This is a genomic window from Neotamlana nanhaiensis (assembly GCF_000943555.1).
Classification (GTDB): domain Bacteria; phylum Bacteroidota; class Bacteroidia; order Flavobacteriales; family Flavobacteriaceae; genus Neotamlana; species Neotamlana nanhaiensis.
Genome location: NZ_JTDV01000017.1, coordinates 60,133 through 76,916 on the forward strand (window position 1 = coordinate 60,133; position 16,784 = coordinate 76,916).

General features: G+C 36.4%; 11 protein-coding genes. 2 read left to right on the forward strand and 9 right to left on the reverse strand.

The features are described 5' to 3' along the window. Window positions 1-3: 3 nt before the first annotated feature. The 7 genes from PK35_RS16170 to PK35_RS16200 are packed head-to-tail and all read right to left on the reverse strand — an operon-like array spanning window position 4 to window position 9,529. Window positions 4-1,023: a glycosylasparaginase gene (locus PK35_RS16170; protein WP_044627623.1), complete on the reverse strand. Its 1,020-nt coding sequence runs from the start codon at window positions 1,021-1,023 to the stop codon at window positions 4-6. Between the two features lie 28 nt (window positions 1,024-1,051). After that, window positions 1,052-2,155 carry a putative glycoside hydrolase gene (locus tag PK35_RS16175; protein WP_044627624.1) on the reverse strand — a complete coding sequence of 368 codons (1,104 nt, stop codon included), beginning with the start codon at window positions 2,153-2,155 and terminating at the stop codon, window positions 1,052-1,054. Between the two features lie 14 nt (window positions 2,156-2,169). Further along, entirely contained in the window at window positions 2,170-3,297 is a 1,128-nt protein-coding gene (locus tag PK35_RS16180; protein ID WP_044627625.1) for a glycoside hydrolase family 18 protein, read from the reverse strand. Between the two features lie 12 nt (window positions 3,298-3,309). Further along, entirely contained in the window at window positions 3,310-4,383 is a 1,074-nt protein-coding gene (locus tag PK35_RS16185) for a carbohydrate-binding family 9-like protein (RefSeq protein ID WP_044627626.1), read from the reverse strand. 5 nt (window positions 4,384-4,388) lie between these two features. Further along, entirely contained in the window at window positions 4,389-5,354 is a 966-nt protein-coding gene (locus PK35_RS16190; protein WP_044627627.1) for a glycoside hydrolase family 130 protein, read from the reverse strand. Between the two features lie 37 nt (window positions 5,355-5,391). Next, window positions 5,392-7,269 (reverse strand): sodium:solute symporter family protein, encoded by a 1,878-nt coding sequence (locus PK35_RS16195; protein WP_044627628.1) that lies wholly within the window; start codon window positions 7,267-7,269, stop codon window positions 5,392-5,394. A gap of 10 nt (window positions 7,270-7,279) precedes the next feature. After that, window positions 7,280-9,529: a GH92 family glycosyl hydrolase gene (locus PK35_RS16200; RefSeq protein ID WP_044627629.1), complete on the reverse strand. Its 2,250-nt coding sequence runs from the start codon at window positions 9,527-9,529 to the stop codon at window positions 7,280-7,282. A 113-nt stretch (window positions 9,530-9,642) separates the two neighbouring features. Here PK35_RS16200 and PK35_RS16205 point away from each other — a divergent pair, with 113 nt between their 5' ends. Continuing rightward, window positions 9,643-10,701: a sensor histidine kinase gene (locus PK35_RS16205; RefSeq protein WP_044627630.1), complete on the forward strand. Its 1,059-nt coding sequence runs from the start codon at window positions 9,643-9,645 to the stop codon at window positions 10,699-10,701. A gap of 25 nt (window positions 10,702-10,726) precedes the next feature. Beyond that, window positions 10,727-11,446, forward strand: coding sequence for a LytR/AlgR family response regulator transcription factor (locus tag PK35_RS16210; protein WP_044627631.1), 720 nt, complete (start codon window positions 10,727-10,729; stop codon window positions 11,444-11,446). A gap of 127 nt (window positions 11,447-11,573) precedes the next feature. Here the strand turns inward: PK35_RS16210 and nagB are convergent, their stop codons facing one another. Both nagB and PK35_RS16220 read right to left on the reverse strand, forming a co-directional pair. After that, on the reverse strand, window positions 11,574-13,511 hold the full coding sequence (gene nagB / locus PK35_RS16215) for a glucosamine-6-phosphate deaminase (RefSeq protein WP_117624686.1): 1,938 nt from the start codon (window positions 13,509-13,511) through the stop codon (window positions 11,574-11,576). A 123-nt stretch (window positions 13,512-13,634) separates the two neighbouring features. After that, on the reverse strand, window positions 13,635-15,740 hold the full coding sequence (locus PK35_RS16220; protein WP_044627632.1) for an alpha-L-fucosidase: 2,106 nt from the start codon (window positions 15,738-15,740) through the stop codon (window positions 13,635-13,637). Window positions 15,741-16,784: the final 1,044 nt, after the last annotated feature.

The following is a 16,784-nucleotide window of genomic DNA, read 5'->3' on the forward strand; positions in this document are numbered from 1 at the left end:
AAATTAGTTATCCCAAGTCATTTTAAATTTTGAATCTTCCATACGGTTGCCATTATCGGTATCGCAAACGGCATAATTAAAGCCAGAGCGTAAGCTGTATCCTCCGTATTCGCCCGCTTTGTTTACAGCAATAAAACCAACCTGTAAATATTCCATATCACGATGGTTTTTGTGCTTGTTGTAAATGCGCTCAACAATTTCTTTACAAGCTTGGTCTGGACTTTTGCCTTGGCGCATTAACTCAACCACCATAGCACTTCCAGCGGTACGGATAACCGCTTCACCTAAACCAGTAGCGGCAGCGGCACCAACCTCGTTATCTAAAAATAAACCAGCACCAATAATTGGCGAATCGCCAACGCGACCATGCATTTTCCAAGCGGCACCACTTGTGGTACAACCACCTGAAATATTGCCGTCATTATCAATAACGAGCATACTAATAGTATCGTGGTTTTCGATGTTTATTACAGGTTTGTATTTTGATTCTTCAAGCCATTTTTTCCAATCGGCTTCCGATTCTGGAGTTAATAAGTTTTCTTCTTTAAAGCCTTCTTCAAGAGCAAATTGTAAAGCGCCTTCACCAGAAAGCATAACGTGCGGTGTGTTTTCTAGCACACGCTTTGCTACAGAAATAGGGTGTTTTATGTTTTTTAAGAACGACACCGAACCGCAATCGCTGTTATGATCCATAATACAAGCATCTAAAGTAACATTGCCTTCACGATCAGGGTAACCACCGTAACCAACACTACGAATGGTTGGGTCGCCTTCAGGGATTTTCATACCAACTTCTATAGCATCAAGCGGTTTTGCACCGTTTTGTAAGGCTCTCCAAGTGGCTTCGTTAGCAGGCAAACCATGATTCCAAGTAGAAATAATTAATGGTTTTTTATCTTGTTTTGGTGTTGTTGCAGCAACAGTGTTTTCTGTTTTGGCATCAACATTTTTACAAGCGAAAACGGTACTCAAACCAATGGTTCCTAGAGCGGTTTTTTTAATAAAAGATCTTCTGTTAGACATTGTTTGTGGTTTTAGTTATTTGTATTTGTTATTGTAAGCTTGCTTTTGTGGCTTTAATGGTTGCTAAATCTTCATCGGTTAAAGCAGGTCCGTCGAAAAACGAAACACCTTTAGCGCCGTTGGCTTTAGCAAGTTTTATAGCTTCAATTAAATCGTCTTGCGATTGGTTTAATCCAGGAATATAAATGCCCGTGTTAATTTTAGCAGACTTACTTTGTAAATCTTGCACGCCTTGTTTTGTGGCATAACCAATCCAATCGATTTCTTCGTTGTAAAAGTTATGATAAATCATTGGATAAAGCTCATCAATATGCCATTTATCCCAACGTTGGCGAACCATGTGATCTGCCATTTCAGGATACGGAAATACCGCAGCAGTTAATATTTTATCGTTTTTATGAACGATTTCATAGGCATCGTTAACCACTTCTCGAATAGCGTTTAAACGGAAGTTTTTCCATTCCATATCAATGGCCGTATTATTGCTTTCAAGTGGGTTTTTATGATGAATAGCTTCAAACTTGTTAATGCAAGCATCGCAGTAGCAAAAATCGTATTCTGGCATTTCGGTATCTTGAACCAAATTGTATTTTGGCAGCAATCCGATAGGTAAGAAAATATCAGGAAAACGAATGTAGTCTAGATGCACACTTTCTATCCCCTCAACTTTGGCTAAACCTTCAACCAAAGCTAAAACATGATTTCTTGATTCTTCACGAGTTGGGCACAACCACTGGTAGTAATCAACATAAGGTCTGGTATCGAAACACGATTCACCGTTTTTGCTCACTTGGTACCATTCTGGGTGTTGTAAAGCAATCGAGTCACCAGGACGATTCATAGCCATGATCCACGCATGAACTTTTAAGCCTGCTTTAGTCGCCATAGGCACTAAACGTTCAAGAAGTTTTGGGTTGGTATTGGTGTTAATTAAAACTTCGTCGATTCCGCCGTTTTTATAGCGGTTAAATTCAGTAACATATTCGGCATCGCTTCGTTTTGCATCGGCAGTTATCCATACGCCATATTCAAAAGGTTGTGTTTCTGTAGCTGTTGTTGGAGTTTCTTTTTTTGGTGTTTGACACGCTACAAAAAGCAGTAAAATGGCAAGTATGTATAACGGTTTTTGCATAATTTATAAGGTTTTTAACGGATGCTGTTGTATAAAGTGTTTAATAATTCTTTGTTGTCGTCTAAACTATATTCCCAGAACATAGCGCCACCAAGGCCTTTTTCTTTTATGAAATCGGATTTTAATTTGATTTCTTTTGGAGTTTCCCATGAAATGAAAATGCTGTCTTGCGCATTCCATAAATAGGAAGCTTTAGCAGAATCGTCGTAAAATTCCTGAAATTTATCCGACTTAAGTTCTTCCTTAATTTTCCATGTAGCCACAATACTGTTGGTGGTTTTCGAGGTTTGGTATAAGCCGTTGTTCTCAGGCGTTACATGTTCCCATCTGCGGCCGTAAAACGGAATGCCCATAATTAATTTTTCGGCAGGAACACCCGCTTTTAAATGACGTTCTACAGCTTCTAAACCGCTGTTACCATTAAATTTTTCGTGAGTTGAAGGATATAAATTCCCATGATGACCGGTTTGGTTAAACCAACCGTTGTAAAAATCGTAACACATAATATTTATAAAATCTAAATATTGATGCGCGGTTCCTAAATCGGTATTGTCAATATATGCTTGATTTGCTCCAGTTGCGATGGTGAGTAAGTAATGCGTGTTTGTTTTTGCGCTTTCAAGCTCTAACTGTTTGCGTAATTCGGCTAAAAGTAAGGTGAAGTTTTCTTTGTCTTTTGGGCTAAAAATGTTGTCTTCACCGCGTTGACCAGGGAATTCCCAATCTACATCAATCCCATCAAAACCATGATATTGCATTAATGCGACCGCACTTTTTGCGAATTTTACACGAGAATCGTTGTAAGCCGCTATAGTTGAAAACTGATCGGACCATACCCAACCACCAATAGAAAACATGACTTTTAAGTCTGGGTTTTGTTTTTTTAAGGCAATTGTATGCGCAATTTTCAGGCTATCTGTAGGCAATTCAAAATTAACATTGCCATCAATAATATTCGCGAAAGCGTAATTGATATGCGTGAGTTTTGACGCATCAATATCCGACGGGTCGAAATCTTCGTAACCAGCCACGTAACCAATTATTTTTAAATCTGCCTGCGGTTGCTTTTTATTTTGCTTTTTTTCTGAAGAATTACAAAAAAAAATAAGACAAGAAATTAAGAGAATATAAATTGATTTCATGAGGTTGTTGTTTTAATTTAAGCTGATGAATTGTCCGTCTGCTGTAATGCTATACATTTTGTTAGAAAAAGGGCTAACTATTGTAATGTTGTATCCGTTTGAATGATTTTCTAAAATGGGATTAACGGTTACTCCGTTTAAAAAAATAGTTCTGTCTTGAATGTCTTTTAAGTTAGTTGCCCAAATATTGTGTTCTTTTTTATACGCTTTTTGTGCTCTGTACAAGCTAAAAAGCGCCCATTTAACTTTATCGTCTTCAGGAATGGTAAAATTAATGTTGCTTCCAACAGCTTCCGAAGAAAAATAAACATAACCCCATTTTTCTGGTTCGTGCATATTAATCACACCCATTGGCGACCAAACCCAGTTGTATTCGGGTAAAAATTTACCTTGAGCATCTTTTTTGCGTGAATATTTACCGTTGTTAAGGTCGTGTTGCCAGTTCACTCTGGAGAAGTTAACACGCCAAAAATCGTTTTCAGGTATATTTTGGTGGTAATATGATGCTCGGTAAGCTTTCCAAGGAATGGCTATTTCTAGTGTCCAGCCTTTATCTGTATCATCAGCATTATTAAGGGTGCCATCAATCGTTACAGCCGATTTTAATCCAGTGAGTGTCCAATCGTTTAAAACCACATTTTGCTCACGATAGGGCTCGTTAATAAACAAATCCCAAACGGTGTTTAAGGCGTTTATTTCAAGCTCGTAGTAGTTTTGCGTGTCACCATCAGGATCTATAAAAACTTCAAAATCGTTATTATAAAAAATTATGGTGTCTCGTTGTTTTAATGTTGCCCAAACATCAGGTTCTTGCATTTCGGCAAGAATGTAGTAATAATTATCGTCCCAAAGCATTTTAACTTTGGTGTTGTATTTGGGTCTTTTATCACCTTCAATATCGGTAAAAAGTTTGGTGTACGCCGCGTTTTTCCATGCGTTATCGTCACCTTTACCATCAATAGAAATAGGTGTGTTGGTTTTGTAAGCAACGTATGTTTCTGGCATCAAATCGGTTTTAGGTTGTGCATAACCCAAAACCGAAGCGCCAATTGCTATTAACAGTAATATGCTTAGTTTCCTATTCATTTAAATTATAAACTGTTGTTTTTTGTAAAGTCAATAACCTCGCTTAGTTTACCAAATGCCATTGCTACTACAGTATCTGCAGCACCATAATATACCGAAAGTTTATCTTCTTCAACATCGTGTAATGCGGCACATGGGAAAACCACGTTAGGTACATCGCCATTTTGCTCGTAAGATACGGCCGGTCCTAATAAGTACGGTTGTGTTCTGTATTTAACTTGATCTGGTTCGTTTTCATCTAAAAGGGCAGCACCCATTGCATATCTAAATCCGTTACAAGTATTAATTACACCGTGGTATAGCATTAGCCAACCCTCGTCTGTTAAAATAGGAATAGGACCCGCACCAATTTTAGTGCATTGCCATGCGCTGTCTTCAAACGGAGCAGCTTTCATAACACATCTGTGTTCGCCCCAATATTTCATATCTGGACTGTAACTAATATAAATATCACCAAAAGGTGTGTGACCATTATCACTTGGGCGACTTAACATCGCGTATTTTCCATTGATTTTTTTAGGGAAAAGTACACCGTTTCGGTTGAAGGGTAAAAAGGCATTTTCGCATTGAAAAAACTCTTTAAAATCGAAGGTATAACCAATACCAATAGTTGGCCCATTGTAGCCGTTACACCAAGTAATCCAGTAGCGATCTTCAATAAAAACAACACGAGGGTCGTATTTGTAATCGCTCTCAATCATTTCTGTATTTCCGGCTTTCATTTCGATAGGCTCATGGTTTATATCCCAATTGATGCCATCTTTACTAAAACCTGCGAAAATATTCATTTGTACGGCTTTGTTGTCGCATCTAAAAACGCCGGCGTAACCATCTTTAAAAGAAACTACAGCACTATTGAAAATACTGTTTGATGATGGAATAGCATAACGATCTATAATCGGGTTTTCGCTATAACGCCACATAATGTCGTTATTGTTTGCAGGTCTATCTTGCCAAGGGAAATTGCTCACTTAATTTATTTTTTTTAGGGTTTAACTTGTTTTGAAATTAATCGGGTAGTTGTCTTACTTTATCCAGCCATGTGAATTTTAAAATAGCCGATGTAACTAAGAAAACTACCAGTGATATTAAGGTTTTAGGATAATCTCTTATCAATAAAAAAATAGGTAAAACAATCATGCTAGACTGCCAAACAATGCCAATAACGCAGTTTAACATATCTGATGCAAAATTAGTGTTTTTAGTAAAGGTTTGGTCTTCGCTACGCAGAGCATTATAAACAGGTTTCCAAAATCCCCAAGGACGTACATTTTTGTAAAATTCTTTAAGTACAAAAATATTGGTTGGTTTTGTAAAGTAGGTACCTAACAAACAACCCGCTACCGAAAATGTGAAAATTATAGGAAACAAGTAAATAGCTTGCACTTCAGACAGTTTGTAAAGCAGCGTACCAGGTGTAAATGTGCCTTTGTAATTATCTAATACAAATTGACAAGATGCTACGACTAAACCAGCAAACATGCCCCAAAAGTAACCCCAACCATTAAAACGCCACCAAACCCATTTTAAAAAGTTAGCTGCTACGTAGCCACCAAAAAGCGCACTGGTAATCCACAAAGTTAAGGAGTTAATGCTATTTGCAAAAAAGCCCATAAACACACCTAAACCAACTACTATAAACGATGCAATATGACTTACTTTTATGTAATGTTCGCTACTCGCTTCTGGTTTAAAGTACTTTTTATAAATATCGTTAACAATGTATGCAGGACCTGCATTTACAAATGCCGAAAAGGTAGACATGAACGCCGCCAATAAACCGGCAAGTAATAACCCTTTTATGCCAACAGGTACGTGGTAATTGATAACTGTTGGTAAAATGATTTCTAAATCGGCACCACTTAAATTAGGGTTTGCAAGCATTTGAGGTGCTAAAACCACCAAAGCAATAACCACAATACCACCAATTAGTAAATATCTTGGAATGAATAAAATTAAGTTGGTAAAGCCACTCATGTAAGCAGCCTCTTTAACCGATTTCGTTGAGAGAATACGTTGTAAATCGTAGCTTGGTGTAGGTCCTGCGACACTAGCAAAAAAGCCTTTAAAAAGAGACATACCTACAAGAGCACCAAACATTTTATAGCCTTCAGAATCAATAAGATTATTAAAAGCTTGATATTTTTGGCTCCAATGTGTATTTAGCTCCCAACTGAAAAATGCGTTTTTCCATTCTTCAGAAATAATAGAAGTAATTTCAATATCTGTAAAGGTTATAAGCGTATAACCTGCCACTAATAAACCTGCAATAACCATGATGGCGTATTGTAAAACCTCGGTAGCTACCACCGAAAACATACCACCTTTTATGGTGTAAATGGTAGTGAGTAAAATAATGATTAAAGCATACGATTGCTCGGAAAGAAGCAATGTGCTATCACCCATGGTTAAAGTTAAATCCCATGGTAAAATAACGGTCATGAATTTACCAATACCTTCAAAAAAGTAGGCAATAAAACCAATGGCTGAAACTATGGCAAATACCGCCACAATAATATGCGATGCTTTACCCGCTTTGTCATTTCCAAAGCGTGTTAAAATCCATTCCGAGCCCGTCATCACTTTCGATTTTCGAATCCATACGGCTAAAAACATCATGATGAAAATCTGGTTCCAAATAGGCCATAGCCACATAAACATAAAACTCTTTACACCGTAAAGAAACAGAATACCAACCATCCAAGCAGTACCAGAAATATCGAACATTCCAGAGCCATTACTCAATCCGAGGAAATACCATTTTATAGATTTTCCGCCAAGGAAATAATGATCTAATCCTTTTGATGCTTTTTTTGATATCCAAATGCCAACACCAACGGTTAGTAGAATGTAAATTACAATAATGCTTAAATCGATAATATTCATAAAGGTTATGTTAGTTTTTTAGTGCTACGCCCCAGTTTTTGTTAGGCGTTGGTCCCATTACAAAATGCAAGGTGCCACCTTGACTAATTTGGTTGTGTGTAATGGTTGTTTGGTTAAAATCGGAACCGTTTAAAGTCGCCGATTGGATATAGATGTTGTCTTCTGAAACATGTTCGGCTTCAATACTGAAGGTTTTATTGTTAGGAAGTGTAATAGTTGATTTTTCAAAAATTGGACTTCCAATTTCGTATTCCGCTGAAGCTGGATTCATAGGATATAATCCCATAGAACTGAAAACATACCACGCCGACATTTGTCCGCAATCTTCATTACCACTCAAACCGTTTGGCGTTGTGTTATATTGGGTTTTTAAAATCTGACTTACCCAATATTGCGTGCGCCAAGGTTGGTTGGCATGGTTAAACATGTAAGCGATATGGTGACTTGGCTCGTTACCATGAGCGTATTGCCCAATTAATCCGGAAATATCGGCAGAAATATTATCGCCAGTAATTTCAGAGCTTTCGGTAAATAGTTGCTCTAAGCGCTTTGTGAAGGTGTCATTGCCACCGTGTAAGGCTATAAAAGCATCTACATTGTGTGGTACAAACCAGCTGTGTTGCCACGCGTTACCTTCGGTATAATCGGTTTGTTCGCGGTGGTTAGAGTGTTTTGGGTCGAAAGGTTCGTTCCAAGATTTGCCATCTTCAGCTTTACCGCGCATAAATCCGGATTCAGCATCAAATAAATATTCGTAAGCTTTCGAGCGTTTTAAGAAATACGCGTAATCTTCATCTTTACCCAGAGACTTCGCCATTTGTGCAACGCACCAATCGTTAAAAGCATACTCTAAAGTTATGGTAACCGACTCGTCTATTGACGTGTACGGAATGTATCCAAATTCTTTGTAATATTTTAAACCACGTTCGTCTTGCATCATGGTTTGTTTCATGGCTTCATACGCTTTTTCGGCGTCAAAACCGGTAATGCCTTTTTTGTAAGCATCAAGAATAACAGGAATAGAGTGGTAGCCTGTCATGGTATTGGTTTCGTTCGCGTAAAGTGTCCAAACTGGTAAAATGTTGCGCGTTTCGTAATACGATAACATCGAGTTAATGATATCTGAAACTTTTTCAGGTTCTAAAAACGTAAGTAAAGGTTGTTCTGCTCTAAATGTATCCCAAAGTGAAAGTGTTGAATAGGCCGTAAAATTAGTAGCTGTTTCAATGCTATCGGTTTCTTTGCGGTATTCGCCATTTTTATCACTATACGTTACTGGTGCTACTTGCGCGTGATAAAGTGCCGTGTAGAAAATGGTTTTTAAAGAATCGTTAGGTGTTTCTACAGTTATTTTTGGCAAGGCGTTGTTCCAAGCTTGTTCTGCATTGGCTTTGGCTTTGGTAAACGTTGTTTCGTCGTTGTCTAAATTCAACTTTGCATTAGCAATACTAACCGATGATAGCGCAACTTTTGCAAATAATTCGGTGTTGTTCTCTGTATTGAAGAATAGCTGTGCTTTTGTTTTTTCTGATGTAATACTATTATTTTCAACAGTGTTTGCTTCGGTAGCTAAAACATAGTTTTTTATGGGTTTAGAAAATTTCGTCACAAAAAACACCTTTTGGTTTTTAGCCCAACCTTTACTGTAACGATAACCCGAAATAGTGTAATCGTCTTCAATAGTAAGAGCTGTTTCTACAGGTAAATCCCAGTTTATAGCAAAACCAAGATCGATAACTATAGCTTGTTGACTACCTTCCTGATAGGTGTATTTGTGGTATGCGGTGCGTAGCGATGTGGTTAGCTCTACATTTACTTTAGGAGTTTCTAAAAACACTTGGTAATATCCAGGGCTAGCGCTTTCATTTTTATGATTGTAAGTAGATGTATAGGGCAAAGAATCGCGGTTGGTGGTGTTTATGGATAAATCAACAGCTTTATTGGTTGGCATAAACAAAATATCAGCAAGATCGCCAATACCCGTTCCGCTAAGGTGTAAATGGCTAAAACCAGCAACTTTACTATCGGTGTAGTGATAGCCTGAACACCAATCCCATTCCGAAATTCCGTTGTCCGGACTTACTTGCAGCATACCAAAAGGAACTGTAGCTCCAGGATACGTGTGACCATGACCGCCAGTACCTATAAACGGATCTACATACTGCGTCGCAACTTTATTTGAACTATTAGTTTTAGTTGTTTTATTTTTACAACCTGTAATTAAAACGAGTACTAGAATAGTTTTGATAATATTCTTCATGTAGTGCATAATAATTTAATGTTAAATTTTCGTGATTTTTTAGAGTTTTGAAATTAATTTAGACGGATAACATCTAAACTCACCTGAACACCAAAAAAAATATATTTTTTAGAATGAATTATAACCAAAGCAAACTTTTTAAAATTCCTTGGCATTACCATGTTATATTTTGGCTGGTGTATTTTATGTTTAACACCTTTAGATGGGGAAGTTATTTTGGCGATTATGAGTATTCCATAAAAACCAATTTAATAGGATTTCCTATACACATGGTTTTGTGTTACTTAAATATTTTTGTGCTCATGCCATTTTTGGTTTACAACAAAAAGTATGTGTGGTATGTGCTGTCGGTTTTGGTGTCAATTTTTTTAATGGTTTTGGTAAAGTTTAATCTTACCTACTTTTTGGTAAGTAACAATGTGTGGCCAGAAGGTCCCGAGCCCATACAGAAGTTAACATTAAATTATACAATTGATATGATGATAGGCGAGTTGTATGTTATAACCTTTGTAACCGCCATAAAAATTACTTTAGATTATTTACAGGAACACCGCCGTGTAACGCGACTTGAAAAACTACAATTAGAAACTGAGTTACTGTTTTTAAAAAGTCAGATTTCGCCGCATTTCTTTTTTAATACGTTGAATAATATCTATTCGTTGGCCATAGAGCAATCTAAAAGAACACCGCGTACTATTTTGCAACTTTCTGAGTTGATGCGCTATTTGCTTTATGACACAAATGTAAAGCGTCAATCGTTAGAAAAAGAGATTCTCTGTATACAGAATTATCTCGATTTAGAGCGCGTACGTTATAACGATTTACTAGATGTAAAAATGGCTATTTCGGGCAATATTGAAGATAAAACCATTGCGCCAATATTGTTGCTAACCTTTATAGAAAATGCTTTTAAACACGGCGCTAACAAGAATATTGGCCACGTTAAAATAAGCATAAACTTTAAAGTTAAAGAAAATTTTCTTTATTTTACCATCACAAACCCAATGCCTACAAGTACCTCTCACAACGAAAGTATCAACCAATCTAGCGGCATTGGTTTAGAAAATGTAAAAAAACGACTTGAACTAGGCTATGAAGAAGGAGATTATAAATTAAAAATTTACACCCAAAAAAACAAGTTCATTGTAAAGCTTAAAATAAAAGTAAGCTAAAACAAACCGCGAATTGAAGAAGACCATGGAGACTAATGCAAAATGCTTGATTATTGATGATGAACCATTAGCTATAAACGTTATAAAAAACTACTTAGAGCCTATTCAGGGTTTTGAAGTAGAAGCAACTTTTAATAATGCTATTGAAGGATTAAACTATTTGAAAAACAACACTGTTGATGTGATATTTCTCGATATAAATATGCCTGTTTTAGATGGTATAAACTTTATAAAAAGCCTTCAAGACCCTCCATTATTGGTAATTACAAGTGCTTACCATGAATTTGCAATTGAAACTTACGAACTGGATGTGTTAGATTATTTAGTGAAACCTATTGAGTTTCCTAGGTTTATGAAGGCTATTAACAAGATTGAAAACCGATTAGATACCGCACAAAAAATAGCCGCCGAAACAACAAAAGAGCGTTCTTACATCTTCGTTAAAATTGATAAAAAGAAAATGAAAAAGATTTTCTTAGATGAAATTTTAGTGATTGAAAGCTTAAAAGATTACCTAAAAATAAACACCTTAACAGGGCGTTACATCATACACAGTACACTTACCGATTTTACCAATTTATTACCAAGTAAAGATTTTATAAGAATACATCGCTCGTACACCATAGCTATCGATAAAATAGACTCTGTAGAGGGCAATAGTATTGAAATAGAAGGCTTACGATACGTTATTGGTCGTTCTTACTTGGAAGAGGTTAAGAAAACCATTTTAAACACCTCTATATAAAAAAGAAAAGTGGCTATGCTAACTACACATAACCACTTCGTTTAAATACAAATAACTAAAGTTAAAAACAATAACTAACTATTACCAGTTTCTCTTAAGGGTATAAATTTTACTGTATTTAATATTCTTAAAAATGATAGCGTTTAAAGGCTTCAATGGCTGCATATTCTGCTAAACCAATATTGTTGTATTTTATAGCTGTTAAACGGTTTCTGTCTTCGGCACGTACCCAGAATTCTCTAGAATCGTCACCTTGAAACATTACACCATCCTTTTGCGATTGATGGAAAAAGATTGCATGTCGTTTTTTAAGCACTTGGTCTGGACTCATTGGTACAGCCATGTCAATTTGGTAAGGATCCCATTCGTGCCATGCACCACGGTATAACCAAACCCAGCAATCGTTCATGTAGCTTTGTCCTTTTAGTACGCGTAAGGCTTCAAATAAACTATCTAAACATACTTTGTGAGTACCATGTGGATCTGCTAAATCGCCCGCAGCATATATTTGGTGTGGTTTAATGTCTTCAATTAAATCGCACATTATTTTAATATCTGCTTCGGTTAAGTTTCCTTTTTTAACAGTACCAGTTTCGTAAAATGGTAAATCTAAAAAGTGAACGTTTTCATCAGGAACATCTAAATAGCGGGTTGCAGCGATTGATTCACTTCGTCTTATTAATCCTTTTAATTTTCTAACCTCTAAAGAATCAATATCGTTTTCAGATTTATGCTTTAAAAAGTTGATTATGGATTGCGATTCTTCTGAATTCGGATTAATAGCAGAAGCTACTTCAGCAAATTTTAAAGCTTCCTCGTTAGACACGGCAATGTTTCCAGATGTTTGGTAAGCTACGTGTACTTCGTGACCTTGTTCTACAAGTCTGTCGAAAGTACCACCCATAGAAATAACGTCGTCATCTGGATGCGGACTAAAAATAATCACACGTTTTTTGGCTGGTGTACTGCGCTCCGGACGGTAAGTGTCGTCGGCGTTTGGCTTACCACCAGGCCATCCCGTAATGGTATGTTGCATTTTATTAAACATTTTTATGTTTAAATCGTAAGCAGTACCTTCTTCAGTTAAAAGGCTAGACATACCGTTATCGTTGTAATCTTTATCGGTTAATTTTAAGAATGGTTTATTAGTTAATTCGCTTAACCAAACCACTGCTTTTAATTTTAATTCTTCGGTCCAAGTACAAGATGTTACTAACCAAGGTGTTTTTACACGTGTAAGTTCTTGAGCAGCTTCACTGTCTAGAACAAAGGTTGTATTGTTGTGTTCTTGTAAATAGGTTGCAGGAATATTTCCTGTAATTTCACCTTCAATAGATTTTTGTAAAATACCAGCTTTGTTGTTACCCCAAGCTAATAACACAATGCGTTTGGCATTTTTAATAGTGCCAATACCCATAGTAATGGCTTTTCTAGGTACATTGTCTATTCCTAAAAATGCAGAAGCAGCATCAACACGTGTAATGTGATCTAGGGTTATACTACGCGTGCCAGAATTTAAATGCGAACCAGGTTCGTTAAAACCAATATGTCCGGTTCTACCAATACCTAGTAATTGAAAATCTAATCCGCCATAGGCTTTAATTTTCATTTCGTAGTCTATACAATATTGGTGTAACTCTTCATTGCTAACAGTACCATCTGGAATATTTATGTTTTCAGGAACAATATCTATATGATTAAATAAATGCTCGTGCATAAAGTAATGGTAACTCTGTATGTTACTTTTATCCATAGGATAGTATTCGTCTAGGTTAAAAGTAACCACATTGTAAAAGCTTAAATCTTCCTCTTTATGTAGTCTTACAAGTTCTTCGTATACTTTTATGGGTGAAGATCCTGTGGCTAAACCTAAAACACAAGTTTCGTTTAGCTCTTGTTTAAGTTGTATTAAGTTGGCAATTTCTTGCGCTACTAATTTTGAAGCTTCTAAAGAAGAATCGAAAATCACGTTATGGATTTTTTCAAATCGTGTATCTTCAAATTTACCAGCTTCTTTATAGCCAATTTTTTCTTTTACCTGAGGGTTTACTTGCTCTTTTATCATGTGTGTTGTAAGTGCTAGTTATTTATGTTACTATAAAAATACGTGATGAATTTTAACTAAAAGTTAATTTTTCGACTAATAGCAATGGATGAACGCTAAACGCCTGTTTTTTGAGTAAAGCAACTAGTTTTCTGTTGCGTTTAAAACACCAATTTCGCCTATTGAAACCGAGTTGCTGCCAGAAACAGAGGTAGTTGCAACAAATTTTATGTATTGCGCCTGACACGTTTTAAAGGTTTTAATTTGTTTTATAGGATTGTTTTTGATGTTAGAAAACTCGCCTTCAGATTGTTTTGTCCACTGTTTTAAATTAGTGCTGGTGTAAAACTCATAATTTGAAATGAGGTTTAAATGATGACCAACTTGCTGCGGAAAATAACTGAATCCGTTTATGCTTTGTACGCTGCCTAAATCGATAATAATATCTTGTGGTAACACGTTTTTTGAATCGCCAAAACTCCAAACTGTATTTGGATTGCCGTCAATAATTCTGTTTGCTGATGCCGTATCACCGCTTGATGTACTCACGATACGCCAATCGGCTTTTGATGTTCCGTATTTTGAAGTTGTAACGGCGCTCGAAATAGCTTCATCTGTATTGTATGCTATGGTTTTTACGGTAACAGCATCAGTAAAAGTAAACGGTTCGCTGTATTTTTTGCTTGATGTTGTTGGTTTGCTACCATCAACGGTGTAAAAAATACTGTTGTCGTTTTCCGCTTTAAGCGTAATTAGTCCGTTTTTATCTCTAGAAATTTCAGGAGATTTGACCAAAGTAGGTGCATTGTAAGCCGCAATATTATTTAGTACTAAACTCGCTTTAGCATCGGTGATGTTTATTTTAAGTTCTGTAGTTTCTATTCTCGGGAAACGTAAGATGCGTTTGTAGCCAATGGTAGTTTCAGAGGCAATAGTTTGCCATGAGTCGTTTATTTTAGCTTCAATAGTAAAGGCTTTAACACGTTGCCCCAATGCAATATGCTCTTGAAGCAATACGCGATTCACGGTAGTAAGTTGATTGAATTTAAAAGTGATTGATGCTGTTTTTACCGAATCGTCTGTCGCCCAATAAGTTTCTGGGTTACCATCTGTAAGATTATTTGCGTTGTAGTTTTTATCGTTGCCACGTGTATTGGTGGTGGTTACCGAAGCGTGTTTTAACAGTTCGGTTTTGAAATCGTTTTTTATGATTTTGGTAAGGGCTTTTAATCGGGCTTCGTCATGCTCGTTAACCAATCCGCGTTTATCAACTGGTAAATTGAGTAATAGGTTGGCGTTTCGTCCTATAGATTCGTAATAAATATCTACCAGTTCTTCAATGGGGCGTACTTTATCGTCTTCAACTTCATGATAAAACCAACCCGGACGAATGGAAACATCGGCTTCTCCAGGCACCCATTTTTCGCCATCTTCATGTCCGTTCATAAACTCGGTGTAATGTACTTTACCAGCCAGTTCATCTTTTTGGCGCAATAGCGACCAGTTGGTTTTACCTGCGCGACCTTGCTCGTTACCAATCCAACGCGCTTCCGAAGGACCAACACCCCAAACTAAGGTGTTTGGTGAGGTTTCGTAAATTAGCTTATAAGTTTCATCCCAATTGTAATATTCTAGGGTGTTTATCTTGCGCATTTCGTTTGCGCCACCGTAGTAGCCGTCGCCACCATTGGCACCATCGAACCACATTTCAAATACATCACCATAATTAGTAAGCAGTTCTTTTAACTGATTTCTAAAATAGGTAATGTAGGCTGGTTTGCCGTATTCTGGATGGTTTCTGTCCCAAGGCGATGAATAAATACCAAGTTTTAGGTTGTATGCTTTACAGGCTTCGGCAAGTTCTTTAACAACATCACCTTGACCATTTTTCCAAGGCGAGTTTTTTACCGAGCGTTCTGTGTATTGCGATGGCCAAAGGCAAAATCCGTCATGATGTTTGGCGGTTATAATAATACCTTTCATGCCAGCTTCTTTGGCAACTCGTGCCCATTGCATGGCGTCGAGTTCGGTTGGGTTAAACAGTTCTGGAGACTCATCGCCGTAACCCCATTCTTTATTTGTAAAAGTGTTTAATGAAAAGTGAATAAACGCATAATACTCCATGTTATGCCAGTTGAGTTGTTTTTTGGTTGGCAATGGTCCGAATGCTTCTGGCGGATTTACTTTCGAGCCGCAACTCATGTATGAAATTAGTATAAGAGTTAGGAATACAATTTTAAGAACTTTCATGGTTTAAAACGTTATGCTTTTATAGCTAAGATTGAAAGTTAACGAATAATTAACTAAGTATTTCGACGAGCGTAAGGTTTGAAGCGATAAAGGTCTGTGTTCTTATGGTGAGTATTTACCTATACAGTGTTATTTTTGTAGCCTAAAACTTTCTTAAATAGTTTTTGGTCGATATATGTTGTCGGATTGTCTTGGTGATCACGGGTTCAACTTAGATGTAAAAATGTTGATGTTTCTCGTGAGACCCTCAAAAACATAATGAAAGTAAAGTTTTTATTAGTGATTTAGCGATTATAAATGCTGCTAAATTTTTTAAAGTTTTTGGTCATCTATATAAGCGATTTAATCGTAATTGTTTAGAAATTTTAAAGCTATCAATAGAATGAATTTTAAATACAGGATGCTTTTGTTTGCTTTGGTTGTTGTTTATGCCATTGCAACAATGTTTTTTATGGTGTAAAATCTGTATATACTGTTTATTTAGGGTGCTTCTATAATACCATATCACTATAAAGAATCACCGTTTTGTAACCTTTTTAAAGTTTTTAATTAAACGCTAAATTTAAATCATGTAAAAAGTCTATTAGGCTTTACGAAGTGTTTTTGCGTTGAAAATCAATAGGTTTGTTTGTATATTTAGTTTCTTTAATTAAAAATGCCAAAGAAACTAAATAAGAAAATGCTATTCTGGTTTTACTGTTTATTACTTATAGTGTGGGGGTAACACTGCACAAAATAAAACCGTCAATACCATTAAAAACGTTTACCCACATACCGACCGCTCTACGTATTTTTAGGTGAAGATTTATGGTACAAAGCATACAATGTAAATGCTTTTACACGTTTGTTAACAGACCACAGCAATGTGTTGTATGTAGAATTGATTTCTTCAGATTCCTAAATAATTTCAATGCAAAAAATAAACTTGGAAATAGGGTTGGGTCATGGCGATTTAAAGTTGACCGATTCCGTTGGTGTAAAATCGGGGCACTATCAATTACAAGCCTACAAGAATTGGAACAGGAATTTTGGAGACGACTTTGT